General features: G+C 54.5%; 28 protein-coding genes, 1 tRNA gene and 2 pseudogenes. 8 read left to right on the forward strand and 23 right to left on the reverse strand.

From position 1 onward, the window contains the following. Positions 1–31: 31 nt before the first annotated feature. The 3 genes from aalo17_RS06935 (at position 32) to aalo17_RS06945 (ending at position 3,012) form a co-directional block, all read left to right on the forward strand. On the forward strand, positions 32–943 hold the full coding sequence (locus aalo17_RS06935; protein WP_236940457.1) for a tyrosine-type recombinase/integrase: 912 nt from the start codon (positions 32–34) through the stop codon (positions 941–943). A 136-nt stretch (positions 944–1,079) separates the two neighbouring features. Beyond that, on the forward strand, positions 1,080–2,111 hold the full coding sequence (locus aalo17_RS06940) for a peptidylprolyl isomerase (RefSeq protein WP_067557402.1): 1,032 nt from the start codon (positions 1,080–1,082) through the stop codon (positions 2,109–2,111). Then, positions 2,101–3,012, forward strand: coding sequence for a peptidylprolyl isomerase (locus aalo17_RS06945; RefSeq protein WP_067557404.1), 912 nt, complete (start codon positions 2,101–2,103; stop codon positions 3,010–3,012). Before aalo17_RS06940 ends, aalo17_RS06945 begins: the two co-directional genes overlap by 11 nt. 146 nt (positions 3,013–3,158) lie before the next feature. On the opposite strand, the gene aalo17_RS06950 is transcribed toward aalo17_RS06945, so the two are convergent. From aalo17_RS06950 to aalo17_RS07000, 12 genes are all read right to left on the reverse strand, one after another. After that, the gene (locus tag aalo17_RS06950) at positions 3,159–3,572 is read right to left on the reverse strand and encodes a hypothetical protein (RefSeq protein WP_145907590.1); all 414 of its coding nucleotides are present in this window, start codon (positions 3,570–3,572) and stop codon (positions 3,159–3,161) included. 463 nt (positions 3,573–4,035) lie between these two features. Continuing rightward, positions 4,036–4,191, reverse strand: a complete 156-nt coding sequence (locus aalo17_RS12835; RefSeq protein ID WP_158507754.1) for a hypothetical protein — start codon at positions 4,189–4,191, stop codon at positions 4,036–4,038. A 164-nt stretch (positions 4,192–4,355) separates the two neighbouring features. Beyond that, positions 4,356–4,634: a DUF4176 domain-containing protein gene (locus tag aalo17_RS06960; RefSeq protein ID WP_067557413.1), complete on the reverse strand. Its 279-nt coding sequence runs from the start codon at positions 4,632–4,634 to the stop codon at positions 4,356–4,358. 111 nt (positions 4,635–4,745) lie between these two features. Beyond that, positions 4,746–5,552 (reverse strand): hypothetical protein, encoded by an 807-nt coding sequence (locus aalo17_RS06965; RefSeq protein ID WP_067557416.1) that lies wholly within the window; start codon positions 5,550–5,552, stop codon positions 4,746–4,748. Then, on the reverse strand, positions 5,536–5,712 hold the full coding sequence (locus tag aalo17_RS12840; RefSeq protein WP_158507755.1) for a hypothetical protein: 177 nt from the start codon (positions 5,710–5,712) through the stop codon (positions 5,536–5,538). The genes aalo17_RS06965 and aalo17_RS12840 overlap by 17 nt, the downstream gene beginning before the upstream one ends. Then, a complete protein-coding gene (locus tag aalo17_RS06970; RefSeq protein WP_067557418.1) occupies positions 5,709–5,993 on the reverse strand; it encodes a WXG100 family type VII secretion target in 285 nt (94 codons plus the stop codon). Before aalo17_RS06970 ends, aalo17_RS12840 begins: the two co-directional genes overlap by 4 nt. Further along, complete coding sequence (locus aalo17_RS06975) at positions 5,990–6,283, reverse strand: WXG100 family type VII secretion target (protein WP_067557421.1); 294 nt, start codon at positions 6,281–6,283, stop codon at positions 5,990–5,992. Before aalo17_RS06975 ends, aalo17_RS06970 begins: the two co-directional genes overlap by 4 nt. 45 nt (positions 6,284–6,328) lie before the next feature. After that, on the reverse strand, positions 6,329–6,532 hold the full coding sequence (locus tag aalo17_RS06980; protein WP_067557425.1) for a hypothetical protein: 204 nt from the start codon (positions 6,530–6,532) through the stop codon (positions 6,329–6,331). Then, a complete protein-coding gene (locus tag aalo17_RS06985; RefSeq protein WP_067557428.1) occupies positions 6,522–9,539 on the reverse strand; it encodes an FHA domain-containing protein in 3,018 nt (1,005 codons plus the stop codon). The genes aalo17_RS06980 and aalo17_RS06985 overlap by 11 nt, the downstream gene beginning before the upstream one ends. Further along, the gene (locus aalo17_RS06990) at positions 9,532–10,974 is read right to left on the reverse strand and encodes a hypothetical protein (protein ID WP_067557431.1); all 1,443 of its coding nucleotides are present in this window, start codon (positions 10,972–10,974) and stop codon (positions 9,532–9,534) included. Before aalo17_RS06990 ends, aalo17_RS06985 begins: the two co-directional genes overlap by 8 nt. Beyond that, entirely contained in the window at positions 10,967–11,953 is a 987-nt protein-coding gene (locus tag aalo17_RS06995) for a protein kinase domain-containing protein (protein ID WP_067557434.1), read from the reverse strand. Before aalo17_RS06995 ends, aalo17_RS06990 begins: the two co-directional genes overlap by 8 nt. After that, on the reverse strand, positions 11,950–12,975 hold the full coding sequence (locus aalo17_RS07000) for an FHA domain-containing protein (protein WP_067557437.1): 1,026 nt from the start codon (positions 12,973–12,975) through the stop codon (positions 11,950–11,952). Before aalo17_RS07000 ends, aalo17_RS06995 begins: the two co-directional genes overlap by 4 nt. A 90-nt stretch (positions 12,976–13,065) precedes the next feature. On the opposite strand from aalo17_RS07000, the gene aalo17_RS12845 reads away from it, so the two are divergent. The 3 genes from aalo17_RS12845 (at position 13,066) to aalo17_RS07015 (ending at position 14,703) form a co-directional block, all read left to right on the forward strand. Then, positions 13,066–13,536, forward strand: a complete 471-nt coding sequence (locus aalo17_RS12845; RefSeq protein ID WP_158507756.1) for a hypothetical protein — start codon at positions 13,066–13,068, stop codon at positions 13,534–13,536. Between the two features lie 178 nt (positions 13,537–13,714). Further along, positions 13,715–14,449, forward strand: coding sequence for a hypothetical protein (locus aalo17_RS07010; RefSeq protein ID WP_067557443.1), 735 nt, complete (start codon positions 13,715–13,717; stop codon positions 14,447–14,449). Next, positions 14,446–14,703: an RpnC/YadD family protein gene (locus aalo17_RS07015; RefSeq protein ID WP_067557446.1), complete on the forward strand. Its 258-nt coding sequence runs from the start codon at positions 14,446–14,448 to the stop codon at positions 14,701–14,703. The genes aalo17_RS07010 and aalo17_RS07015 overlap by 4 nt, the downstream gene beginning before the upstream one ends. A 183-nt stretch (positions 14,704–14,886) precedes the next feature. On the opposite strand, the gene aalo17_RS07020 is transcribed toward aalo17_RS07015, so the two are convergent. The 6 genes and pseudogenes from aalo17_RS07020 to aalo17_RS07050 form a co-directional block, all read right to left on the reverse strand. Beyond that, complete coding sequence (locus aalo17_RS07020; RefSeq protein WP_082743301.1) at positions 14,887–16,101, reverse strand: MFS transporter; 1,215 nt, start codon at positions 16,099–16,101, stop codon at positions 14,887–14,889. A 387-nt stretch (positions 16,102–16,488) separates the two neighbouring features. Next, entirely contained in the window at positions 16,489–17,931 is a 1,443-nt protein-coding gene (locus aalo17_RS07030) for a tetratricopeptide repeat protein (protein ID WP_067557455.1), read from the reverse strand. 7 nt (positions 17,932–17,938) lie between these two features. Further along, positions 17,939–18,478, reverse strand: coding sequence for a serine O-acetyltransferase EpsC (gene epsC, locus aalo17_RS07035; protein ID WP_067557459.1), 540 nt, complete (start codon positions 18,476–18,478; stop codon positions 17,939–17,941). A 437-nt stretch (positions 18,479–18,915) separates the two neighbouring features. Next, positions 18,916–19,509: a hypothetical protein gene (locus tag aalo17_RS07040; protein ID WP_067557462.1), complete on the reverse strand. Its 594-nt coding sequence runs from the start codon at positions 19,507–19,509 to the stop codon at positions 18,916–18,918. Next, positions 19,499–20,296, reverse strand: a complete 798-nt coding sequence (gene srtB / locus aalo17_RS07045) for a class B sortase (protein ID WP_082743302.1) — start codon at positions 20,294–20,296, stop codon at positions 19,499–19,501. The genes aalo17_RS07040 and srtB overlap by 11 nt, the downstream gene beginning before the upstream one ends. After that, a pseudogene (locus aalo17_RS07050) lies at positions 20,262–20,747 on the reverse strand (DUF7601 domain-containing protein); the annotation flags it as partial. The pseudogene aalo17_RS07050 and the gene srtB, both read right to left, overlap by 35 nt. Before the next feature lie 379 nt (positions 20,748–21,126). Between aalo17_RS07050 and aalo17_RS07055 the strand changes: the two are divergent. Next, positions 21,127–21,216, forward strand: a tRNA-Ser gene (locus aalo17_RS07055). A 172-nt stretch (positions 21,217–21,388) separates the two neighbouring features. On the opposite strand, the gene aalo17_RS12850 is transcribed toward aalo17_RS07055, so the two are convergent. Then, positions 21,389–21,535, reverse strand: coding sequence for a hypothetical protein (locus aalo17_RS12850; RefSeq protein WP_158507757.1), 147 nt, complete (start codon positions 21,533–21,535; stop codon positions 21,389–21,391). Between the two features lie 203 nt (positions 21,536–21,738). Here aalo17_RS12850 and aalo17_RS07060 point away from each other — a divergent pair, with 203 nt between their 5' ends. Then, on the forward strand, positions 21,739–22,794 hold the full coding sequence (locus aalo17_RS07060) for an iron-containing alcohol dehydrogenase (RefSeq protein ID WP_067557466.1): 1,056 nt from the start codon (positions 21,739–21,741) through the stop codon (positions 22,792–22,794). Between the two features lie 84 nt (positions 22,795–22,878). Here aalo17_RS07060 and aalo17_RS13060 read toward each other — a convergent pair whose 3' ends face one another. From aalo17_RS13060 to aalo17_RS07065, 4 genes and pseudogenes are all read right to left on the reverse strand, one after another. Further along, the gene (locus aalo17_RS13060) at positions 22,879–23,055 is read right to left on the reverse strand and encodes a hypothetical protein (RefSeq protein WP_236940458.1); all 177 of its coding nucleotides are present in this window, start codon (positions 23,053–23,055) and stop codon (positions 22,879–22,881) included. A gap of 39 nt (positions 23,056–23,094) precedes the next feature. Continuing rightward, positions 23,095–23,166 (reverse strand): annotated as a pseudogene (locus aalo17_RS13325) (Fic family protein); the annotation flags it as partial. Between the two features lie 98 nt (positions 23,167–23,264). Next, positions 23,265–23,399: a hypothetical protein gene (locus tag aalo17_RS13170; protein ID WP_257721842.1), complete on the reverse strand. Its 135-nt coding sequence runs from the start codon at positions 23,397–23,399 to the stop codon at positions 23,265–23,267. A gap of 265 nt (positions 23,400–23,664) precedes the next feature. Then, the gene (locus aalo17_RS07065; protein WP_067557469.1) at positions 23,665–25,134 is read right to left on the reverse strand and encodes a glycoside hydrolase family 1 protein; all 1,470 of its coding nucleotides are present in this window, start codon (positions 25,132–25,134) and stop codon (positions 23,665–23,667) included. Positions 25,135–25,187 lie beyond the last annotated feature (53 nt).

Genomic DNA, 25,187 nt, shown 5'->3' on the forward strand with positions numbered 1-25,187 from the left:
CGTTCATACAGTTGATGAGCTTTTCCAGCAGATGATCAAGCTGCCGGGATACTCCCCGAACACGATCAGCCTGTATAGGGACAATTACAATAAACACATCCTGCCTGTTCTGGGAAACGCAGATATCAAAGATCTGCACTACCCAGAACTGCAGAGCTTTTTCACAGATATGTCGACTGTGGGAAAATCTGCCGTCGCAACTACCAAAACCGTACTGACCGGGATTGGGAATCTGGCTGTCAAATCCGGATACATCGCCAGCTGGCCAATCAATCTGGTACAGACCTCCGGCGTCAACAACAGCAGAAAGAAAGCCGGCAGCAGCGACTACCTTTCGGAGACAGATTTCAAATCGCTGTTGAATCTGGTATCACACGCGAAAGACGAGTTTACTTCCGGATCTAAAGGAGTGTTCCTGATGCTTGGTTACTATTTGGGACTGCGAATCGCAGAAGCCTGTGCTCTGACATGGGATGATGTGGATTTCCAGAGCCGGACAATCCGGATAAACAAGCAGCTGACCTACACCAGGCTAAAGGTCAAAGATTTCTATATTAGGGATATGACGAAGACAGAAAAACCGAATGCCGTTTTACCTGTCCCTGAACCATTGATAGAATCCTTGAAGGAATGGAGAGACTACAACCCCTATCCCCTGATTCTCTGTACAGAAGAGGGACGTTGGCTGCATCCGAGAAACACCGGTAATACAATCAGGACTGCAGCGCAAAAGCTTGGGTTTGATTTCCATCCGCATATGCTCCGGCACACTTACATCACGAATCTTGTGCTGGCCGGGACTGACTTGAAAACAGTTGCTGATTTGGCACGCCATGCATCAGCAGCAATGTCTCTGCAGGTCTATACAGAGACAACTGATTTAAGGAAAGCGGAGGCTATCGCAAGGGCTTTTGAAGACGAAATCCCGAACATTCTGGCGTAGAAAAATGCTCCAATTTTACTCCAAAAATGAATGAACCTCATTAAAAATCGTCGAATCCCCTTTAGGTAAAGGGGTTTTTGACGGAAGAATTGACGAAGTGTATAATTTAACAGTTGAACACACAAGGAGGACAACTATGTCTGATTGGATCAGATCGAACTGGTTCGTGGTCGTGATCATTGTGGCCCTGGCAGGTGCCACCGGCTATTTTATTTACGACGCAAACCGGAACAACGTCCCGGGCCGTCAGGCAGACGGCAAGGACGTGATTGCTTCCCTTGCAGAACGGGACATCACTGCCGATGAACTGTATGACCAGGGAGCGCCCTTTGACGGACAGCTGCTTTACAATCTGTATAAAAATGCCGTGGTTTCCCAGTCTGTGCAGACCACATCGGACCTGGAGAAGGAAGCGAAAGAAATGGAGAAAACCATTGACCAGAATGTCCGGGGACAGAGTTCGGATAAATACAAGGAAGCCATTTCCGCGGAACTGGCCTCCTATGGCTTTGCGAGCTATGATGACCTGTACGACTACTGTCTGGTCAACGTAAAGGAAAAGGAACTGGACCGCACCTATGTGGATGCGCACTTCGAGGAACTGAAGAAATCCCTCAAGGACAAGCAGCCGCGGACGGTATCCCAGATCAAGGTCACGGTTTCCAACCCCGAGTCGCTGACAGAGGACGAGCAGAAGAAAGTCGACAGCATTGACAAGGCACTGGAATCCGGCACCTTCGCAAATGCGGCCACTGCCTTCTCGGATGATACAGCCACAGCAGACAAGGAAGGCTTCGCGGGGTACATCGATGCGGATGATGCAGCCCAGGGCAATGGAGTGGTGGCTGCGGAAGCCGTCAGCGCCGCGCTGTCCCTGAAAAAGGGCGAGACAACAGACTGGATCTCTGTGACAGATGCGTCCACAGGCGCCAAAAGCATGGTGAAGGTCACAGTGGATGAAGACAATGTGACTGCGATTCACGAGTCTGACAATGAAGACGTCCGGGATGAACTGCTGTATGCGCTGCTCGGCAGCGATACCGGTCTGTCCATGAAGATCATGCAGGAGGCGGCATCCAAACTGAAGATCACGTTCGAGGACGAACAGACACAGGCCCGTCTGGACAACTACATGAAGACAGCAGGAGATCAGGCAGATGCGGAATAAATCATGGATCGCTGCGGGTGCAGCCGGCCTGCTGTTCCTGGCGGGGTGTTCCGGAGCCACGGCTTCCGTGTCCGATCCGGACAAAGAGCTGATGACCATCGGCGATGTCACATACACCCGCGGGCAGGAATATGAATACATCAAGAAATCCACAGGCCCGAACCTGGTGATGCAGATGGCTGAAGAAGTCATTTACGACAAGGAAGTCCCGGTGACGGATGAGATCCGGAAACAGGCGGAGGACAATTACAACGAATACGCCAAAACCTCGGACAATCTGGAAAGCTATATCCAGAGCATGGGATACAAGGACCGGCAGGATTATATTGACAAGGTGCTGATCCCTGCTGTCCAGGCGGAAAAACTGCTGACAAAGTGGTTCACCGATGCTCAGGAGGAAATCGTGCAGGAGTACAAGCCCTCCCGGGTGCAGATCATCCAGACGGATTCCAAGGATTCCGCCAACAAGGCGCTGCAGGCACTGAAGGACGGAAAGAGCGCGCAGGATGTGGCTGGTCAGTACCAGACGGAGGGCACAAGCTACAACGGGACGGCGACCATCGTCACTACGATGGATACTGTGCTTCCCACCCGTCTGATCAACACGCTGTCCAGTGCCGAGAGCAAAGCCGGTGTGGTGAACGAAGTGTTCGAGAGCGACGACAAGACGCAGTTCTTCGTGGCTGTGCTTGTCAGCAACAACTATGATGACATCAAGGGCGAGCTGGAGAGCACACTTAAGAATGACTCCACAGTCACGGAGAAATGTCTGGTGAGCTACCTGACCAAGTATGATTTCCGGGTGTTTGACCAGGACATCTTCGATTACCTCCGCGTCAATTATCCGCAGTATCTGGTGACCAGGCCGGATCTGATGGAAAGCGCGGACGCGGAAAGCTGAGCCAGAGAAAAGCGGCAGATTTGACTGTCTGGCCATGATGAAAAGACCGGTTCCGGATGTGGAATCGGTCTTTTCGTGTGCCTGGGCTATATCGATACAGGCGGTCGGGCAGTCATCTAAGGATGCAGCGAATCAGCAGCCAGATGTCAGCGTTCCTGTTTGCGGATGAATGTGGACGTGATCTCATGATACATTTCGGGATATTTTTCCTTCAGCAGGTCGAGCCGGGATCTACGTCTGTCATTTTCGTTTTTGAGGCCGTCGTTCTCGGATTTGAATCCATAAATCTTCTCGATAGATACATCCCGTTCCGCCTTCATCTGGTGGTATTCCCGCTTCATCTTCGGATCCGGCCAGACGACCTGGGCTTCATTGCAGTCATTCAGCTGATCTATGGTGTGGGCTGTTGCTGGAACTCCCTCCTTCTCCAGGTATCGAATCTGCTTTTCCGGTTCGATGGACTCTCTGAAAAAATGACTGAGGCACTGAATGGCTCCGTCTCCCGATTCATCCCGGTCATTTCCGATTGCGAACACCTTGATCCGTATAAAACCATCCATGACATGACACAGATTCTGTCCTGCATTTCCTGTATCACTGTCAGTAAAAACCATTTCAGCGCGGCTTCTGCAGTCAATAATAAAACTGTGTTCCATGAGCGGCATGATCCTCAAGGCAAGAATCGGTTTCGCATTCCGGTATTCATCTCCGGAACAACCACTGACATCATTTTTCTGCGATGTCAGCAATACACCGATGCAGTAAAAGAACCGTCCTGCCAGATGCCTGGATCCTGGATTCGTGTTCTGCCTCTCGACATCGATCAGAAGTACATTCGGATCGGCTGTTTCACAGACATACAGAACCAGTGAATCAGACTTGCCGTGGCTTTTTCTGTTTCAGCCAGCTGGTCCTTCAGACATTCGCTCACACCCCCAGTATCTGCTGCCATCGATTTCCTGAAGCGGCATGCTATATCCTTCAGACTGCCCGAAAACAGGTCCGGTACAGTTTTCTTCAGATTCAGCGCACACAGATATGGCAAAGACAGGATTTCCTTTGCGCTCTGTCGTATCTTGCCTTTGCTTCCTCCGGGGAGATGACAGCCGTGAGTTCTTCGCTGATGGCCCTATGGCCATGTGGGATTCCATCCTTCCTGTCTTTTCTGTTTTTGTCCATCCTTCTCCTTTCTTTCCAGACCGCCCGATTTTATCTGGACTCTTTCTTTCCTTCCCGGTTTTACCGGGCATTTTCAAAACACCCGGATGCAACCGGGTGTGAAAGATGAAGAACTGGTTTATCTCTGTTCCCGTTCAAGTCATGCAGACTGCCGGGAAAAGTTTTTATTCGTGCAGGGTATCGTACTGTTCTTCCAGCACACGACGGAAGCCGAATTCCTCCTGATCCTGCATGCCCACATACCAGAGCAGATCGATATCGTCATGATTGAAGAGATACAGCCGGTCACTGCGGATCATGCCTTCCGGCCAGAGGACGCCCGCGTAGTCATACAGGATGTCATCTCCTCCCCGCTGGATCCGCCCGACGGTCATGAGCTTCTTGGACCCTTCTTTCAGGGTCACGACGCTGCCAAGCGGCAGCCATTCCGGTGTCTGTTTCATGTTGTTTCCTTTCTTGTTGTTGCTTGTTGCCTTTCTGAATTGATTCGATTCACTCTGACCGGTCCGGATGATTCAGGTCCAGGGGATGGCCAGTCACAAATACGAGTGCCATCAATAGCGGACATTCACCTTGAATCCGGTGCCCGCAATGAAGCCAAGCTTGCTGCCAAACTCCCACTCCCGGTTCATGTGCCGATAGGAGAGGCCGGCTTCACAGCTGCCAACCGAGCCTTCTCCTGTAATGGTCACCGTACAGCCCAGAAGAGAGAACGCCAGGGAACATTCTCCCCGGAACGCCGCAGCTCCCACAGATGCTTCCAGTGTCTGTTCGTCTTTGGACAGCACTGCCTCGGCTTTCGCATAGACAGCCCCGGTCTCACCCCTGACCCGCAAAGACCCGGACATACCTGTTCCCGAAAACACCCTGTAGTTTCCCGTCACACAGGCAGCACTCATGGATGCCTCTGCCTGGATCCTGGCTTCGGGACTGAATCTCTTCTTTTTGTCCCAGAGCTTCAATCCCACACTGCCCGAGGCCTGTGTATCAAATACCCGGACATCGGTATCGAATCTGTGATGCGCTCCACTGTGCGTGAACCGGGCTGCAGCCAGAGACGTGGAGACGGTTCCGCTGAAGGTGGTCGTGACCGGCTTCTTTTTCAGCTGCTGTCCCAGGTTCCATACCTCTGTGTGACTGACCTGCATCGTTCCGGGTTTCCAGACCGAAGTAACGGAAGCCAGAGCCGTCTCCGTCTGCTCCGCCTGCGTGGCGGCTGTCTCAAACCAGAGAGCCAGCCGGTTCAGGCTGTTCTGGACCTCCAGGTGTGTGCCATACGCTGCACTGCTTCTGTACCCCCAGGACTGAAGACCCCGAAGACTTGCCGAATACCCCTTCAGGGCATCAGTGTCGGTCCTCATCCTGTTTCAGGGCAGCCAGGATCACTCTTGCCTGAGACTGCATCAGACTGAGGCGGCTGCACACCTGCTGACGCTCCTGTGCACTCAGGCAGGCAGGAATGCTGTGCTTCATGGATTGAAGACGGCCAATCAGGTTCTGATAGTAGACCTGTTCCCTCATGAGGCCATGCCGGCAGCAAGGATCTGCTCGGTTTCCTGATAGGATGCGGCTGTCTGGTCCAGATAGATTGTGAAGGCTTCGGTCACTTCACAATAGTTTTCATACAGGGGAACCAGCGTCTCGTATTCGCTCGCGAATGCCCGGCTGGCCGGTGAACTCCATTCACCTTCCATAGCCCGGATCCGGCCGGTCACTGCCGCAAACAGGGCACGCATGTCATTGAGCTGGGATTTCATCGTGGCGGATCTGGCCGCCAGTTCCTGACTGGAAATCCGGATCATAACAGCCTCGCAGCCTGTGCGGCTCTGTCCTGCTGCAACTGACGATAGATCTGTGCTGTGCGGATCAATGTATCACCATACTGCGACATGATTTCAGTCAGACGGATCAGGTGCGGCTGCAGGCTCCGTGCCTGCGACAGGAAGGTCTGGCAGTCTTCGCCCTGCCAGATTTCCGCCGTCTGTTCCATGGTTGCAGCCAGCTGCCGGATACGGCTCCGGCAGTCCTGTGCCTGCTGCTGAAGGTTTTGTCCTTCCTGAAGAATGTGGTCATAGTTGGCCTGTATGTGCATAATCAGTTTTCCTTTCTCGTGAATCATTGACGCAATGCCGGCCCTTCAGGCCAGCAGCGCAAGAAGATGTGTCCCAAACGGACATTCCAGCAGCCCGGACGGCAGTGAAGGATCCAGCACCTGCCTTGTCACGGGATCCATCAGCCAGAGAATCCCCAGATCTGCCGGAGCGGTTTCCGGAGAGAGCCAGAGCTGCAGCGTGTCTCCTGTCAGGACATCCGTGATGTTCAGCAGCCAGTCACTGTGCATGGATCAGCGGTATGAGGCCCTGGCATACGGATTTCTTCTGCAGGATCCATGGTTCCGGCACAGAAGGCAGGCCCAGTGTCCAGGCCCTGGGTTTCCAGCCACCTGTATACAGTCTGCTGCAGGGTGCTGTATGATCTTCCGGTTCCACCAGCGGCTTTGGCCAGTCAGGACGCCACTGACAGAGCCTGGCTGCCACCACCATGGCCTCATTGCCATAGACAGCGAGCGGTTCGCCATCCCAGAACACCGGCTCTCCCTGATGCAGGCCGAGCACAGGCTGAGTGAAAACCGCAGCCCAGTCCTGCGGCTGGTCAAAATCCGGCAGGACCATATCATCCTGCGGATCCAGCCGGTCCTGAAAATGAAGTGGCAGCCCGTCTGGTTCAAGGCGGCCTGTCGGGAATGGCACATCGTTCCGGAATCCCCCGAACAGGCTCAGACTGGCGGCACTGCCGGTCACAATGGTCTGATCCGGCGAAACAGTCAGTCTGTCAGGCCTGGTCTGGATCAGGATCAGACGCACATCGGGATGGATCCATAATGCCGGGTCTTCATCCAGCAGGACCACTGTCCGCTCCCCCTGCAGATGCAGGGCAAACCAGGCAGTACCGGCAGTTGGCAGGACCATGCCCGGATAGACAGTCTGCAGAACGGTCAGGACCTGATCCCGGTTTTCCGGTGCCAGGATCCGGGTGAAACTGCCGAGAGGCGGATCCAGGATCCAGAGTCTGGCTGCGTACGCATCCAGCACCTGCGCGAGTCCCGGCCCATCAAACGACCCGGGCATTCCGGGGAGCAGGAGATCGCAGCATTCCCGGCCTTTGGCAGCGAGTTCCAGGGTTTCTTCCATCCAGGTCCTGACTGGCAGCTGCCGCAGGATTTGGCCATCTGCTTTTTGCAGACAGCCGCCGGCGCTGACAGGCCGTCTGGCATAGAGTGCCTGAAACCGCATCGGTCCAAACCAGCCATCTCCTGCCCCTTTCAGGTCCGCGGCCCGGCCATCATGCAGCACTTCCTGGCTTTCAAACCGGTCTCTTACCTTGAAACACAGCACATAACCCGTATTTGCCAGGATCTGGGCATCCACGATTCCCTGCGGACGCTGAGTGGACAGAAGGAGACAGATGCCCAGAGACCGTCCGACCCTGGCCAGGGACTGAAGAAAGTCCATCTGCATAGGATACTGTTCCCGGATCTGCGCAAATTCATCTGCGACCACCAGCAGAAGCGGGATCGGGTTTTCCGGACAGAACCGGTTCAGGGTGACAAAATCCGGTGTCTGCGCCGGGTACAGAGTCTGGAAGTCATGCATGCGCTGCTCCCTGCGTTTCAGTTCCCCTTCCAGGGCCAGCTGCAGGGCGTCCATCCCGGTTTCATCCAGATCCGTCATGATGCCTGCACAATGCGGCAGTCCGGAAAAGGGAGCCGCAAAGGAACCACCCTTGAAGTCCAGGATCACAAACCGGAACCAGGCTGGGTCGTTTTCCTTCATCAGCTGCGTCAGAAGCGTGGCCATGGCTTCCGATTTCCCGCTTCCCGTGGTTCCTGCGACCAGGCCGTGGGGCCCGTCTGCCAGCAAGTCCAGGAAGACTGGCTGCTGCTGTTGATTCGTGCCGATCTGAACCCGGTAGCAGGGACCGGTCCCGACTTTGGAAAGTGGTCTTGTCTGAGGTCGGGGAGGACAGAACCGGAGGCTGTTCAGGTTTGTCAGAGTCACCGACAACCCCGTATCTTCCCGGATATCCAGTCCATAGACCGCCATGCCCGGCAGCTTTCCTGTGACCCGGCTGTGGTCATGCCACAAATGAGGATATTCTCCGGCCACCGGCTGCAGCCCGCCCCACTTTACCCGTGCCGGATCCTGGCTCCAGATGGTCATCGCAAACAGGGCTTCCGGATTTCCCGATACAGGTGCTTCCATGTCCTCGTACCGCAGAGTCCGGACAGGAATGGCTGCTTCTTCCAGAACAGCTTTCACAAAGGCAAAGAGGGGGTGACGACGGTGCTGCCAGCTGAATGATGATTCCCGGATTTCAACCGGCAGCCCGGTCTCGGTCCATCCGCAGGGAACCGGAAGTCCGCTTTGAAACAGGACGGGATCAAGGTTTGACCAGAGCTCAGCGAGCTTCTCCTGCTGTTTTGTGATTTGCTCCCGCAGCTGTCTGAACTGCATCTGCAGGCCGCATAGATACTGGCGGTAAGCCTCCAGTCTGCCGTCTGCTTCTGCCTGCTGCTGTTTCCAGGTCATGCGGCGGGAAATCAGGCCATAGACCAGGAAGCTGCCGGCCATGCTCAGCGACATCACAAGACTTGTCCTGACGGTATCTGCGGTTCCGGCTTGTGTGACCTGGAGCAGGGCTGCCGACAGCAGGGATCCGGCACACATCAGCAGGCTTGACCCGCAGGACAGAAACAGGCTCTGGGGCTTCACCGGTTCCTGCAGTGTCCAGCTCTCCAGTGTCTCCTGCAAAGGGTCCGGCATCACTGTCCAGCCGGGAAGGGATTTCCAGGACTGTGTCCTGTCCGGCTGTCGTGCAGCGTTGACAGGAATGGCGGATACCGGCGGTCCATGCTGGCGAAAGCTGCACAGAAAGAAGGACCCCACCCATAACAGGCTGCAGCGTGCACACTGGATGCGGTCCAGGAAATGCAGCGTTTCGCGCCGGATCCTGCGTCCGTTGACGTAGGTTCCATTCATGGAGTCCAGGTCTTCCAGCACATAGTTCCCGCCCTGCCGCGTGATGCGGAAGTGTTCGATGGATACAGCCGGATCGGGTGTTTCCATGAGCTGCCGTCCAAAGACAAATCCGTCATGTGCCAGCAGAAGGCTCAGGTCATCAGGACCAGGACGGGCTCTGGCGTAATACACCGTGTCGCCGGCAATCCGGGCATGATTCAGCGGGACTTGTATGGACCGATGGTCATCCTCCATGACCACAGCCCCGTTTCTTTCCGGCAGCTCCAGGCTGGAAAAGCGGTTTTCGGTAAAGCACAGCAGCTCAGCCATGGTGTCTTCTCTTCAGCCAGAGTACAGGGGCCAGCAGTATGGGCCACAGACTGAACCAGTTCATGGACTGACTGCTGCCAATCTGGTGTTCCAGCAGAGTGCCGGTCGAAGTCAGGGCCCGGACTTCCCGCACGGTTCTTCCCCTGGGCACTTCGAGCAGGGTGTTTCCCTGTTCATCCTTCTGCACCGGAATGGGTTCTCCATCCACCTGGGCTGACAGAATGCTCTGTTCGGGGGGCAGGCGAAGCTGCACGGTATCCGCAGTTTCCTGCACTGAAAAGCGTACCGGCGGGGTTCTGGTTTCCAGGATCCGGAGTCCTTCTTCCTGGTCCCAGTCAAAGAGAAGACCGCCGGATTTCACCAGGTGACCAGAAGACTCTGCTTTGAGGCTCTCTGCAGACTGTTCCGGTCCCTGGCGTTCCCGGTTCTTTTCCCGGGCAATGACCAGACCGGTCTGTACTGTGATGTCAACCCCGGTTTCGATCTGACTGGCCGATGCTGGCTGTGTCAGGTCTGTACCGGGTGTCCCGGGCTGAATCAGTGTCTCTCCGGCTCCAGCAGGGATGGGCTCCGGTACAGGAGTCGGGGCTGTCAGGATGGGCCGGAGTTTCTCTTCCATGGATCCAGACGCAGAAACTGCGGGATCCTGAAGCCCGGTGCCCGTGACAGTACCGGATACGGGAGCAGATCCTTCCGGTGCCCGGGATTCTCCTGATCCGGACTCTTCCGTCTTCGGTAATTCAGAGGGTTTTGCCGACGGAAAGAGCAGAGCCGGCGTCTGAATGCAGCCAGTCGGCTTCTCCTGCACAGACCCAGCTGGTTTCTTGTCCGGATCCTTGTCGGCAGGTTTTTCTCCCGGACATTCCGGCTGGCTGTCATCGGATGCGCCTGGCGCAGGATCAGCACAGCCCTGTCCTGCGGAGTCCACAATCTTGTCCGCAGCATCCGGATCTGTCTTATCTTCTCCGTCTTTGCTCTCTGTATCCGTCGCAGGATCGTCACTGCTGTCCGGATCCTCCGTAAGGCCGGGACTGATTTCAGGATGTGTGCCGTCTGCCGCTGTCTGATAGCCCGATTCTCCTGAACCCGGCTGGCTGTCGTGTTCCCCGACACCCTGGGTTTCCGCTGTCTCTTCGGCTGCTGCCACCGGTTCCGGCAGTTCCCGTTCCCCGCCTGAACCGATGCCTGCATCCTGATCCATATCTGTTTCGGTCTCCGGTCCTGCACCTGGATTCAGGTCTTCTTTCTGCGAAGATCCATCCGGTTTTGAATTTTCCGGGATTCTGCTGTCACTGGCCTCCATCTGTCGCAAAAGTCCTTCCGGCGTCCTGATCCAGACCCGGCGGGATGGCTGTGTCAGGATCCCGGGATCCTTCATGGTGCAGATCTCGCAGATCGTGCCGGCATCTACCGGCGGCTGTATATGTTCAGTCATTCACTGTCTCCTTCCATTCCATCAGCTGTGACACATCAGACCCGAACCGGTCTTTCCACTCCGCCGGCAGGGTCATGTCACAGCCTTCTGTCTTCATTCGCAGAGCGTATGCCGCAACACACAGCGCATCCTGCTCTGTCCGGACTTTCCGGCACACCTGTTCCAGCACCCCTGCCTCCAGCGGTTCGTCCAGGTCCTGCAGAACCTGCAGTCGTTCACTTAGCGGACGGCTGTCATCCAGGAGCACCTGACGGACGAGATCCGTTTCGTGCATCTGAGACCCGGGCAGCTGCAGAACCGGAACACAAAGTCCGGCCGCGAAGACAGACACTGTGATCATCCAGATCAGAACACTGCCCGGGATCTTTCCAGAATGCAGGGGATCCCTCCGTCGCCCTGGGTCCAGTTGCAGGCACCGGCGTCGCTGCAGGGGATACAGATGCCAGCGTCTGGCCAGCATCCCCCAGGCCCAGGCATCCGCTGCCGTGGTTTTCGGACAGTCACCGGCCAGTTCCGGTGCCATGCTGTCCAGTGTGGCGAAAAAGCACTGACGGCTGCCGGCCTCCAGCACGCCGTCATAATCAATGAGCACCACCCTGTCATCGCACAGAAACAGGTGGTCTTCCTTCAGGTCGAGATAGAGGTAGCCCAGCTGATGGATCCTTTCCAGAATGCGGGCCGCTTCCTGTAGGACCCGCCGTTTCTGCGCCCTGCTCAGCCCGCCGGCGGGTGTTCCCTGGATGTATTCCTCCACCAGGACACGCTCCGTCTCCGTTTCCCGGCACTCATACAGGCACGGTGCATTCCTGCCCTTGAGCTTCAGTAGCAGATCCGCCTCCCTGGCAGACTGACGGCAGGCCAGGATATCGCTTTTTCGGGCCCGCCGCAGGATGACAAGCCTGCCGGTCTCTTCATCCCGTGCAAGTTCCGTGCAGCACAGATTGCATCCAAGGACTTTCAGACGCCTGTAGCGGTTCACTGTATGAACTGCAGGATATGCGCCCCCAGCCGGAGTTCCATGCCATTGCGGAGCCGCATTTTTCGCCTCACCTGTTTCTCCCCGAGCCAGGTCCCGTTTGCGGATCTCAGGTCCTGGATATAGAACCGTCCCTGATCCGCTGTGATCCTGGCATGCAGCGCAGATACGCTGTCATCCAGGACCCGGATGTCGGCCTGCATCCCCCGGCCCACGGTCATGGTTTCAAACGGCAGTTCATACCGGCTGTCGCCATCCACCAGACAGGCGGCAGCTTCCGGCACCGGCGCCAGGATCTGGGTGGCCTGTGTGAATGCCGGATTTCCGCCGCTTTCTGCCCACCTGTCACCCGGGTCCGGCTTCTCAGATCCAGGGATCGGCAGTGGCGGCATCAGTGCATCGTATTCGATCACCGGCAGGATCACCTCTTCACGTGTCCGGAAGGGTTCTCTCGGCTTCGGGGGCAGAAAGGGAAACCGGCGGGGATGGTAGGTCCGTTCCAGTTCCCGCAGTCCCTGGATCACTGTCGGCAAAGAGAACTGGTCACTGCTCTGTGCCATCTGGAGCCAGCCGGGAATTTCGTAATCCGTCGATGTCCGAAAGGCCGAGCGGACAGCTTCCACGAAGTCCCGCATCTCTTCCCGCTGCAGCAGCCAGGCATCGGTTTTCAGTGGCAGGACAGCAAAGCGGAACTGGTCTCCGTACCTGGAACAGAACACCGTACGGATATCCAGGTGCAGCGGCTTGCCCCTGGCCGTTCGAATCGAGGATTCAAAGAGTTCCTCCAGGAATCCGTAACCCTCCCGCTGCACAAAGGTGTATTCCTGCAGAAAGGCATGGATGTCCATGAGTCCCGAAATGTCATACTCCAGAACCACCGGATTCCTGCAGACCACCCGGCACTTCAGACACCCCGGATCGAACGCCGCCTGCTCCAGCAGTGTTTCATCAAACATTTCCTGTTCATTGACCTGGATCCGCAGCACCGAAGCGCTGCGTCCTGTCACCGTTACATGGTCTTTCATCGGACCTCCTTTCCATGGGGCGTACTTGTATATACGCGGATTGGACTGATTTTTGATGAAATCCGACGAAAATCTGTATACTTTTAAGATGTGTGTAAGATTTTTGTTCTGACTTTGTTGTGGCTGCCGGTTTTTTTCACAAACCCTGTCTCCCAAAACATCACGGCTCTCCAGCAGCACTGCCTGTGGCTGTACATTCTCTGGGGTCTGCTGGTTCTCACACTGCTTGTCCGCAGGTACAGACCCGGTCCCTGGCTGGTATGTCTGGCGGCGGGATTCGTGATTCCCTGGAATGCGGCCGGTCCGGGATGGCTCAATGACCTGCATATCTGGCTCCAGATTGCCGCCATCATCCTGCTGTCTGTCGAACAGCTTCGGCTTGTGTTGTATGTTCACAACAAAAAAGCCAGGACCTGGTTCCTGGTCCTGGGCATCAGTTTTGTCATCATGGCTGCCTGTGGGCATGTCAGCGGACTGGCCGAAATGGTCTGGGCTTCCGGGATCCTGCTCCTGGTTCCAGCCCGACCCGATTTGAATTCTCCTCATGATTCCAGTTACTGACCCGGTGCCAGGCCGGGCTTTTTGTTACCGTTTTGTCGCAGTCTGCCAGTCTGCCGATGGCAGCCGTACCTGTCGTCCATGACGCGAAACCCGGTAATTCAGGCATTCCGGAGTTTTTTATCAAAAACAGCGCCCTCTGGCGACTATACAAACATGGGGCGCTGGACAGGAGAACAGAATGAAAGGAAAGACAGACCGGAAAACAAAGACAGATCCGCAATCTGCCAGTCTGAAAAAACCGGAATATTCATCCCTGGAAGAAACGCTGGAACCTGCACTGGATGAGCTGTGTCTGATGGATGACGTCTACCGGAAAGCAGCCGCGATCCGGCTGCCGGAGGACAAAAAGAAAGCATTCAGCATACTTCTGCACGAAGCCATATTTGGCCAGACCCTGAAACCCGACAAGATCACGGTGTCATTTCAGACACCCATCCCAAACCATGCCGATCTGATGACGGGCAAAAACTCCATCCTGGATATGCTCATACAGGTGGAAGGAGAAAGTGTCAGTGTTTATGACTTTATCCAGTACGACATTGAACCCGGACGTGTACTCCGTTATTCTGAAATCGCATCACAGTTTGCGGTGCGAGCGGGCAAACCCTGCAATGACAGGTTGCAGACCAACTGTGTGTTCATCACAAATGCAAACCACTTCAAAGGAACCCGACTTAAGATTTTTCCGCACGATGAACCGATCCGGATCATGGAAACGGTGACAGGCGATAAAACGACATGCTTTCGCTTTGATATTCACCAGGTATTTGTAAACGCCGGATTTCGGGATGACTCATTTCCGGGTCATCTCATGCAGGATCTCAACGAACCGGATCCCGAAAACATCACCATACCTCTGCTGCAGGATATGGTGAAGACCATAAAACGAAAGAAAGGAGCAGAAGCTATATGAGCAGAGTACTGCAGGAAATGCTGGAAACCCGGGAACAGTCTGCCTTTTCTGCCGGGATACAGAAAGGAATACAGAAAGGCATGCAGACCGGAATATATGCCGAACGAAACCGGATCGTCACCAGAATGCTGAAAAAGGGAGGCAGCAGTCTGTGCAACATCGCTGAACTTGCCTCCATTCCCCTCAGCGTAGTCATACTGATCAAAGACTGCCTGGAACAGGCACAGGACGCCGGAGAAACCGTTCTGAACTGAATATCGAAAGCCATCAGATACAAAACCCACCCGATATCAGATTGACTGGGTGGTTTTTCAGTTCATTTAAACAAACAGACATCCCCTGCTCTGTGGCAGTCATGAAAAGAGGAGAACAGCATCCAGCCATGTTCTACTTCACTTTTCTGTCCTGTTCGATCTGGCGACACTATATTTCCATGATTATTTCACCATCGAATCCTGTGTACGCCAGTCCGGACTCAGCAGCCGCCGCACAATGCCGACATGACCAGCCATTTCCCGCAGGATAGCTGCCCGTACCAGGCCGGCCACAGCGATTGCCACGCCAACAACGGTCATCACACTGCACAGCTGCAGCAGGACCGGCAGTCCCAGCGTATCCTGCAGGATCCCCCCAAAGAGGTTGCCTGCCATACCACCCAGTCCTGTTGTGGCAATGGCGATCCAGCTCTGTCCCGTCAGTCTGTCCCCGGGCTCCAGGACCGATCCCGCATATTCGGTGATCACCACCGTAAACAGCCCGAAACTGATTCCCTGGCACATTAGTCCGGTCAGCAGCATGGCGAAGGATGTAGCCTGGGCCACCAGCAGATTCCGGCATCCGTAGCAAAGCGCTGCAGCCAGAAGCAGCGGCAGGGATCCCATTCGCTGCCTGATCCGCGGGGTAAGCACCATCACCGGCAGTTCGCTGGCGGCCATCAGAAACAGGCTGATGCCCAGCAGTGACGGGTCCAGGTGCATGTCCTCCAGAATATTCACCAGATAGGTCTGCATGCAGCTGGCCACCATGTAACACAGGCCAAACCCCGCCAGCAGCACAAAGAACAGCGGGTATTTCCCGAACAGGCAGCCCTGTCTTTTCCCAGTGACCTGTGCAGAGAGTTCCGAGTCCGCTTCAGCTGCCTGACGACAATCGTCACCGGCTGCATACACCTGCGGCATCCACAGCAGGACCACACTCAGGCAGGCAGTTCCCGCTGCATAAATCCAGCCCAGGCAGCCGGGCTCCAGCCACGAAGAAAGCTGTGCAAGGATCATAGCCGCAGCCGCAAAGGAGATGGATCCCACTCCTCTTGCCGGCCCGAACTTCAGCCGCAGTCCCTGTGCAATGCAGTTCATGGAAATCTGCGAGAGAAACGGATTCATGGCCAGAAACAGGCAGAATGTCATCCCGTATCCCGCCATGATCAGCCAGTCCGGCAGAGGCAGAAGAGCCAGCAGTGCATAGAGCAGACCGCTGAGTCCCAGATACATCATCATATATACCTGCAGCGAGATCCCGTTCCACCTGGCAGCCACTTTTGACAGCAGTGGTGACACAAAGTACGAAGCCAGAGAGGCAAGTCCGGCCGTCAGACCGATTTCCGTGTTGCCCAGTCCCCTGCTCTGCAGGAACACCGCTGTGAATCCCGTCAGGGCACACCCTGCGCCTCAGTACAGTCCCTGTGCCAGGCTGTACTGCACCTGCAGCCTGGAATCTGTTTTCTCCTGTCTCATCGTTTCTCCATCCCTTTCCGCAGCCGGTGCCTCCCTTATGGAGATTCGCCGGTTTTCTCTTTACACAGATGATACGAAATGGATCCCGGCATGAAACAAAATGCAGGACACTTTGAAACACCATTTACACACTGTTCCCTGCAGACAGCCATTCCAGAGAAACGTCGTTTCATTCACCGGTTTCCCTGCCTGCCGCAACAGACAGATAACCCGGCAGATGAAAAGAAAAGCAAAAAAAGCTGCAGGCAGCCCTGACAGGATCCGCATCCGGAATCATGTCATGCTGTCTGCAGCCAGTCTGTCGATTTATTTGTCTTCGTCCGGATCGTTCTCTCCAGAGCTGCCTTCCGGTTTCGCCGGCAGATCTGCAGGGCCTGTTTCAGAAGGAGTGCGGGTCCCGTCACCCGCATCCTCAGAAGATGCCTCCGGCTCCTGAACATCCACCGTCACGGTTTCCGACTCTGTTACAGCCGGAAGGGCCGGCAGAGAAGCCTGCTGCTCCTGTGCCTGATCCATCGCATCCAGTTCCTCGATCTTCTCCAGATAGCCTCTGGCATTGTCCACGAAATACAGCTTGCCGCCGGTCTGGATCACCTGCCGGAAATACATGGCGGCCAGACCGTAGTCCTGCTGCACAAAGGAAATCAGGCCGATGTAGTACGCCGCATCCGCTTTCTGGAACGGGAACACCGCTGTCTTCAGACTCTGCAGGAAATACCGCTTGCATTCCGAAAAGTCGCCGTTCATCAGATCCAGACGGTTCTTGATGGAATTCAGTTCCTCGCTCCGGATCATCACACCCGTGTTGCCGAAATTCAGCCGCACCTTCGTTGCCTCTTCATAGCTTCGCTCCAGGCCCGCCTGGTCCTTCATCAGGTAATAGATGTAGGACATCAAAGACCAGTATGTGAGCACACTCGCTGCATCCTTGCGCGGGAATGTGATCAGCACATCCTGGGCCAGCTGCGGATCATTCAGGTAAATCAGGCACTGGGCCAGAAGGGCCTGGTTGGTCAGGCGCACCTTCCCCCGCCGCGTGGAGTAGTAGATGATGGCCGAAATGCATGCTTCCGGATCGCACTGTTCATAGAGCAGCTTTGTGATCGGAATCATGCAGCTGGCGCGATATCGCGCGATGTAGTTGAAAATGATCATGTACGCCATGATGGCCAGCATCATGATCAGGATGTTGTTCACGAAAAACAGCACACACATCACCGCCACAATACCCAACGCATAAATGGAAGCGGCGCGGTCTGCATTTTTCCGGCACTCTTCCGCCATGGCTTTGTATTGCGGATCCAGTTTGTGATGCAGCTCATAGATGCGCACCAGCTCCGCATCTCCGGTGATCTTTGCCCGGCGGAATGCGGAATCCCGTCCCGTTTTCAGCTGTATGAGACCCACGATACTCAGGATCACCATGGGGATCACCAGCGCTGTCCCGATCAGGATCAGGTACGAGGGCATCAGGAACAGAAACAGATAGATGAATATCGGAGAGACCTGGAACTGTGTCATGAGCAGCTGTCCGATCAGGATGATATTGGCAATGCCTGCGACCACCAGCCCCCCCGATACACACATTGCGATCTTGTTTCCCACCGCATACGCCGCCAGTTCCGGCGGAAGAAACGACAGAGACGCATTGGACGGATCGGCATACAGCAGGAATCCGAAGGCAACGGCACCACACACAAAGGCAAGCGCCAGTGTAATCAGCTGCGTCTTGCAGCGATATTTCCACATACCCGGTTCATTCCCCTTTCTGCTTCGTGATGATCCGTGCAGGCATGCCCACAGCCGTCGCATGATCGGGCACATCCTGCAGCACCACTGCATTGGCACCCACCTTGCTGGATTCTCCCAGCGTGATGTTCCCCAGGACCTTCGCCCCGGACCCCACATAGGCACCCTTTTTCAGCGTCGGATGCCGCTTGATGTCCGTGGTCCCCACACCGCCAAGCGTTACCCCGTGATACAGCTGACAGTCATCCTCCACGATCGCAGTCTCCCCGATCACGACCCCCATTCCGTGGTCGATCACAAGTCCCCTGCCGATCGTGGCACCAGGATGGATCTCGATGCCGGTCTTCCGGCGCGCCCGGTTGCTGACCCACCTTGCGAGAAACCGGTGATCGTTTTTCCACAGCCGGTTCGCAATTCTGTAAGAGCGCAGCGCCTTGATATGCGGATATAAAAGCAGGACCTCCCAGGGCGATTTCGCCGCCGGGTCCAGGTCCATCGTTCGCTTTACGTTATACGTTTCAGCGTCAATGAATTCTCGGATTGACATGAATAAATCTTACGTTTTTTAAAGACCAAACTCAAGACGGAAATCCCGGCTTACGGGCATCACACAACCATCCCACAGTTCGCCTGTTTTGTTGCACACAATATCTCCAGCTATGTCACATTTTCGCCGAAAGTATAAAGAACAGCCGGATGCCGATGCTGGCAGAGAAGGACTGCCAAATGAAACTGGCCAAGGCTGGAACCCGCAAAAGAAAGGGACTCTTCATTCAGGATGAAGAGTCCTCCTGCAGGATTCAGCGGTATCCCAAACCCGTTTGACTGTATTTAAAATCACCAGCATGAACCGGTTGCATCAAAACCTGACATCCCCTCCCTACGTGACAGTGCAATCGTTCAGACATCCTCCCGTCCGCTTCACATCTCCAGAACCAACAACATACGCAAAACCCCATGCGCCAGGGCATGGGGCTTTGTTGTCTATTCGGTTGTATCGTGCTTCAGGCCAATCCAGAATATCGCAGCCAGCAGCAGAGATCCTGCAGCAAGCCACATCCAGGGATTCATGGAAGAAGATTTCGCCGCTGTATCGGCTCCTTTATCCTGACCCGGCAGTATTTTGCGCTTCAGCACCACCGTGACTGGTTCCTTGGGCTGAGCGTCAGCCGGTTTGTTCCAGTCACTTGCAACGATCACCGCTTCCATTCCGGTATCTCCATTGAAGACCGTGATTTCCACCTGGAAATCCGCGAGTCCCTCAATATATTCGCTGGATGGATCCGCCGGTGCGGCCTGCAGCCGGTATACATAGGTATCCGGCTTCGGCAGTGTCACAGCCGGCAGGATGCTGCCGTTGCCTGCAGCCAGTCGAAGTCCTGACTGCGCTGGTGCAGGTGCTCCCTCTACTGGTGTCAGAGTGAAGAGCACATCGCCTTTGACAGCCGGTGTATCTCCGGACTTTACCTGTACCGGAATGCCCACGCTGATGGAAGTCTCCGCCGCACTGACCGGCAGTATGGTGAAGGTCATGACAAACAGGAGCAGCGCCAGCCATAGAATTCTTTTACTTCTCATGTTCCACCACCTTTATCACCCAGGCGTACAAAATGGTGCGCCCGTCTGTCTGGGAACTGTTGCACGTACTCAAGGCAAATACCTTTGGAGATTTTTCTCCTGGTTCCCGGAAATATCTGGCTTTGGACCGCAGCATGTCGATCAGAGCACTCGTATCGCCGCCGGATACCAGAGCCATGGAATATACATCGGGATCCATCGCGTCCGTTTCCATGATCGCAAACACCTCGAGCTTGTATTCCGTAAACTCTTTTGTCAGAAGAGATCCGGTCTTATGCCCCCCGAAATACTTTTTGTCCAGAAATTCCATCACATCCCCGAACATCCCACCATTGTCCATATGATGCCCATACAGAATGTTATAGGGATCCGAGAAATCCGGCTTGTTCAGCGAGGACAAAAAGATCGCACCAGACAGCGACGGCTTTCCGTCCGCTCCCTTGTTGATGTATTCCAGATCGTCCTTTCCCTGGACGACTGGCTGATCAATGCGGGTCTTGTCGATGGTCAGCCAGGCAATCACGTCCGGGTTGATTTTCAAAAGTTCATCAAAGGAGAGCGGATCCTCGGCATCGTGCTTGAACTGAGCCATGGATGAGGACAGGCCTGCCTGCGACTGCCTCCAGTCATCAAAGAGACAATAGAAGCAATAGAGACAGCCCACTGTCATGACCATGATGGTCAGCACCGACAGGATCCGGTTGCCGATATCCGCGGCTTTCGCCAGTCTGTGAATGCCTGTGGATGAGTGATCAGCCGTTCTTTTTCTTCTTTCCGAACATTGCATAGCCTAATCCGCCAAGCAGAGCAAGGCCAGCCACATACGGACCGTAGGTTGTGAAGAAGGCAGTGGGGACAGTACCCGTCTTCTTGTTTTCTACAGTGCAAGCGGTATTCTTTGTAATCGGTTTTGCTGTAGTTCCAACTGAGATCTTTCTATTATCAGTATCAATATCTGCAAGGTTCGTTTGGCCCGTTTCAGTAATAGTTGTTACGTACGTATCTTTTGTCAACGTGGCATCGGTTTCCTGTACTGTGAAAGAATCACCAACAGTTAATCCATAAACCGAGAACGATTCGCCATTGCCAAGACTGATCGTTTCAAATCCTGTTCCCGCATTAGAATACTCATTGCTTCCAGATACAATATTAAACACGACGTTTCTGTTATCAACTTTGGTCATAGCGAAGGTGAACTCGAATTTTTTATTCATATTTGCCTGATTACCGCTAATTGTTTTTGAAACCTGTGTAGTATAGGTCGTATAACTGTTCTGGAAATCAAGCTGTGTAACTTTCGCCCCTCATGGACTTTCGACTTTACATGCTCATAGGTGCAGAAATGCGCAGAATTACTCCTGGAATTACAGTATTTGCTTCCATATTGGTCAACGTTGTCAGGATTAAATACGTATAATGTGCAATGAACAGTGCTTTGTGAAAACTATGTGAATACTGTGTTGCCACTGGATTGCATCGATTTCCTGTTACCTCATCAAAAAACGAGAAAAATCAGACAGCAGTTCATGCAGTTTTTTGAAAATCTCTTTGACAAGAGGATATATCCAGGTTATTATAACTAAGCGTTCAGCAAGAGCTGAGGCATGAAATCGACCTGGAGAGTTGTCCGAGCGGTTTAAGGTGCAGTCTTGGAAAGGCTGTGTAGTCGAAAGGCTACCAAGAGTTCGAATCTCTTACTCTCCGCCAGTTGAAACCACACCCCTTTTTAAGGGGTTTTTTTGTCCTGAAACAGAACAGGACCCCCGAGCCTGTCCTTTGCCGGGACAGTTTCCGGGGTCCTGTTTTGTATGCATGTACGCTGCCGAAGAACCTTGGTTCGTACACCGGCTGGCTGAAAATCGAAATCCCCGACCCTTCTTCAGACTATGCCCCAGTTTTCCGGCAGCTCCGGTTCATCTGTCAGTTTCATGATCCGCTCTACAACTCTGGAAACCAGAAAGATCAGAATCAATGCCAGGATACTTGCCAGAAACCGGATCAGAAAAAACCTCTGAAAATCGTTCACAGTATCACCCTTTCCGTTGTTGGTAAGACAAGATTGAAATAAAAAAAACCATCTGAATCTTTCATGCGAAAACCTGCGCGGCCTGAAATATCCTGTACAGGCATGTCAACAGCTTTCCCGGCTGTTTGAATCCATACTGAAGACAAAGCATCACAGCTTGATCAGCCATCGGTCACAGCCGGTGGACACCATGGAGGAAAACAATGACACAGAATTATGAACCGCAGCTTGTAACAGGTCCTGGATCCCTGCAGGAGCTGCCACTGCTGCTGCAGGGACAGAAGGTCCTGCTGGTGCACGGTCACCGACCAGTGGAAGACGGTCTGCTGCAAAAAGTCCGGGTATTGCTGGAACAACATGGAATTGCCCGGGAAAATATGGGACAGATCCTGCCGGATCCCACGTTCAAGTCCGTGAAACGCGGGATCAGCCTGTGCCGGAAAACCGGCTGCACCATGGTCCTGTCCCTGGGCGGGGGCAGTACCCTGCAGTGCGCAAGAGGAATTGCCCTGGGAGTGCCGTACAAAGGAAAAATCAAAGATTTCTGGAATGGGAAAAAGAAACCGAAGAAGGCCTTGGCAGTAGCGGCGGTGCTGACAGATCCTGCCACCGGGGATGAACTCAGTGACAGCTGCACTCTGGTGAAAAAAGGAAAACAGAAAAAGTTCCGTTCACCCATGCTGACGTGCCGGTTTGCCATTCTGGATCCGGAACAGTCGCAATATCCGCCGTATCCGACGATGAATCAGGGATTTGTACTGGTGGCCAGGCTGTTTGCCTGTGCACTCGATGCCCGGGACCGGCAGCTGCCTGCATGCAGGGAGATCATGGACGGGCTGCTGGAAAGCATACAGGGGCTGGAAACAGACATCCACAACATGGAAGCCAGAACCGGCCTGTATAAAGCCGGGGTACAGGTCCACAGACTCCCGGTATCCGACAAAAGCGGGCTGACAACCCTGGCAGGAGATCTGGCCTTTGCCTGTTCCCTGCCCCTGGGAACTGCCTTGTCCGCACTGTTTCCTGCCTGGTGGGATGTCATGATGCAGAAAAACCCGGCGCAGATGCAGCGGATCAGTCATATTCTGCTGGGCTGCGGGGCGCAACAGGGCCGCCAGCGGATGCTGAGCCTGATTTCTGAGATGAACCTGGCTGCTTCCCTGCCAGAAGCGGGTCTGGAGCTGACTGCCAGTGACATCAAAGGGCTGACTGAGGATTCGATGCTGCGTACCGTGCTGCAAAAGGCAGCCAGGGACTGAAACCTCTTCATTGTGAATTGCGGGCTTATTGCACACCCATAAAACCGGCCGCAGTTTCTGCTTTGGTAGGTCTGCGGCCGGTTTTCACTTGTCCTGGCTGTAATTGTAAGGCACCGCAAAATCATAGCTGTCCACCAGAAACAGACCCTGTGCCCTCCGAAAGACATCCGGCAGTCCGTTGACCTGTCCAGTTTTCTGGTATTCCTTCAGTCCCGCATAGTACGCCGGTTTCTGGCTGTCCCGGACAGTCACCGGAATCATGCCATGTTTCAGGGATTGCCGGAACAGAATGATCTGTCCGGTTCGTCCATTTCCATCCTGAAAGGGATGAATGGTTTCGAATCTAGCATGAAGCGCTGCCAGATCCTGCAGGGACGGTTTAAAATTTCCCGGGACTCACAGATCAGTCTGGCCATATCCGCTTCCACTGCCTCCTGTGGTGATGCAGCCAAACCGCCCACCGTATTAGTTCAGATCTTATATTCACCGGCAGGTCTGTTGTTGATGCAGTCTTCCCAGACACTGGATTTATCCTGATGTGTCCTTTCTTCCAGAATCTGCGGGTCCATCAGTCTGAGATATGCGTCAATTTGTTTCTGCGTCATGACTGCCTCCCAGCTGTCTCATTCATTCTTTCATAGTCTAACCTGTACCGGCTTTTCTCCGTTCCGGATTGTCCGCCCTTCCCGGCTTCGTCCGGTGTATGTCTTCATCGACACCAAAACAGCGTTCATCGCCAAACGGCAGCAGCCCTTCATGAGCCGCTGCCGTTTTGTCTGTCTTAAGCTGTCACTGACCAGAGCACACCCTGGTATATCAGGGGCGACAGCGCTGGATGACCAGTCCGGATCCCGCTTTCGCTTTCACCGGTTATTCCAGGTCTTCGCCCTGGGAGGCAATGACCTTCTTGTACCAGTCGTAGGAATCTTTTTTGCGTCTGGAGAAATCGCCTGTACCGTCATCATGACGGTCCACATAGATGAATCCATAGCGCTTGGCATACTGACCCGTCCCGGCAGATACCAGATCAATGGGACCCCAGGTGGTGTAGCCAATGAGGTTCACGCCATCCTGCAGGGCTTCGGCCATGGCCTCGATGTGGCCACGGAAGTAGTCGATCCGGTACTGGTCGTGAATTGAACCGTCTTCCTCCACTTTGTCAAAGGCGCCAAATCCGTTTTCCACCACCATCAGCGGTGTATCGGGGTACCGTCCAGCCAGGACATTCAGCGTGTAGCGCAGCCCATCCGGATCGATCTGCCAGCCCCAGTCGCTTGCCTTCAGATACGGATTCTTCGCGCCAAGCGTCATGTTGCCGGCTGTCTTCTCTGCATCTTCATGCACTGTCACACAGTTGGTCATGTAATAGGAGAACGTGTACATATCCACGGTCCCTTCCTTCAGGATCTTCCTGTCCTCTTCGGTAATGAACGAAGTGTCAATGCCGTTTTCCCGGAAGTACCGCCACATGAAGGCCGGATATTCGCCCCGCACCTGTACATCGCCGCAGAAGTTGTTGTGGAAGTTGTCCACATCCAGGCATGCAAGCACATCCTTCGGATCCGGTGTCAGCGGATAGCTTGTCTCATGGGCGATCATGTTGCCGATCATGAAATCCGGGTTGATTTCATGACCCAGCTTCACGGTCAGGGCGCTGGCTACAAACTCATTGTGCAATGCTTCAAACACCCGCTGTTTGTCAACCTTGAGCTCCGTCAGCGGGATCCGGTGATCCGAATTGATGTCCTCTTCCTCCATTACACCCAGGCCATACAGCGCCGACAGACCGCCCAGATGCATGCAGGGAATGTTGATTTCGTTGAACGTCAGCCAGTACTTCACCTTGTCTTTGTACCGGGTCATGACCGTTCGGGCATACTTCAGGAACAGGTCCACCACGTCCCGGTTGGAGAACCCGCCGTATTTTGTGACAATCGACCAGGGGATCTCATAGTGACACAGAGTCACGACCGGTTCGATGCCATATTTCGCACATTCATCAAAAACAGCATCGTAGAATGCCAGACCGGCTTCATTGGGTTCTTCATCGTCGCCGTTGGGGAAAATCCGTACCCAGTTTATGGACAGCCGGAAGCAGGTGAAACCCATGCCGGCCAGAAGTGCAATGTCTTCCTTGTACCGATGGTAGAAATCCACGGCCTCATGACTGGGATAGAAGGCGGTCGCATCTTCCCGGGGCAGAAAGGTGCGGGGTGTGTTCACATCACCTCCCAGCAGCATATCGGGGACAGAGAGCAGCTTGCCATCCTCCAGATAGGCGCCTTCACACTGGTTGGCGGCCACTGCACCGCCCCACAGAAACTTTTTGGGAAACCTCATGATCGTTCCTCTCTTTCTGTACTCAGGATACCATTGCCGAAGCGGTTTCAGCG

Origin of the sequence: Faecalibaculum rodentium (genome assembly GCF_001564455.1) — a bacterium.
Taxonomy (GTDB): Bacteria; Bacillota_I; Bacilli_A; order Erysipelotrichales; family Erysipelotrichaceae; genus Faecalibaculum; species Faecalibaculum rodentium.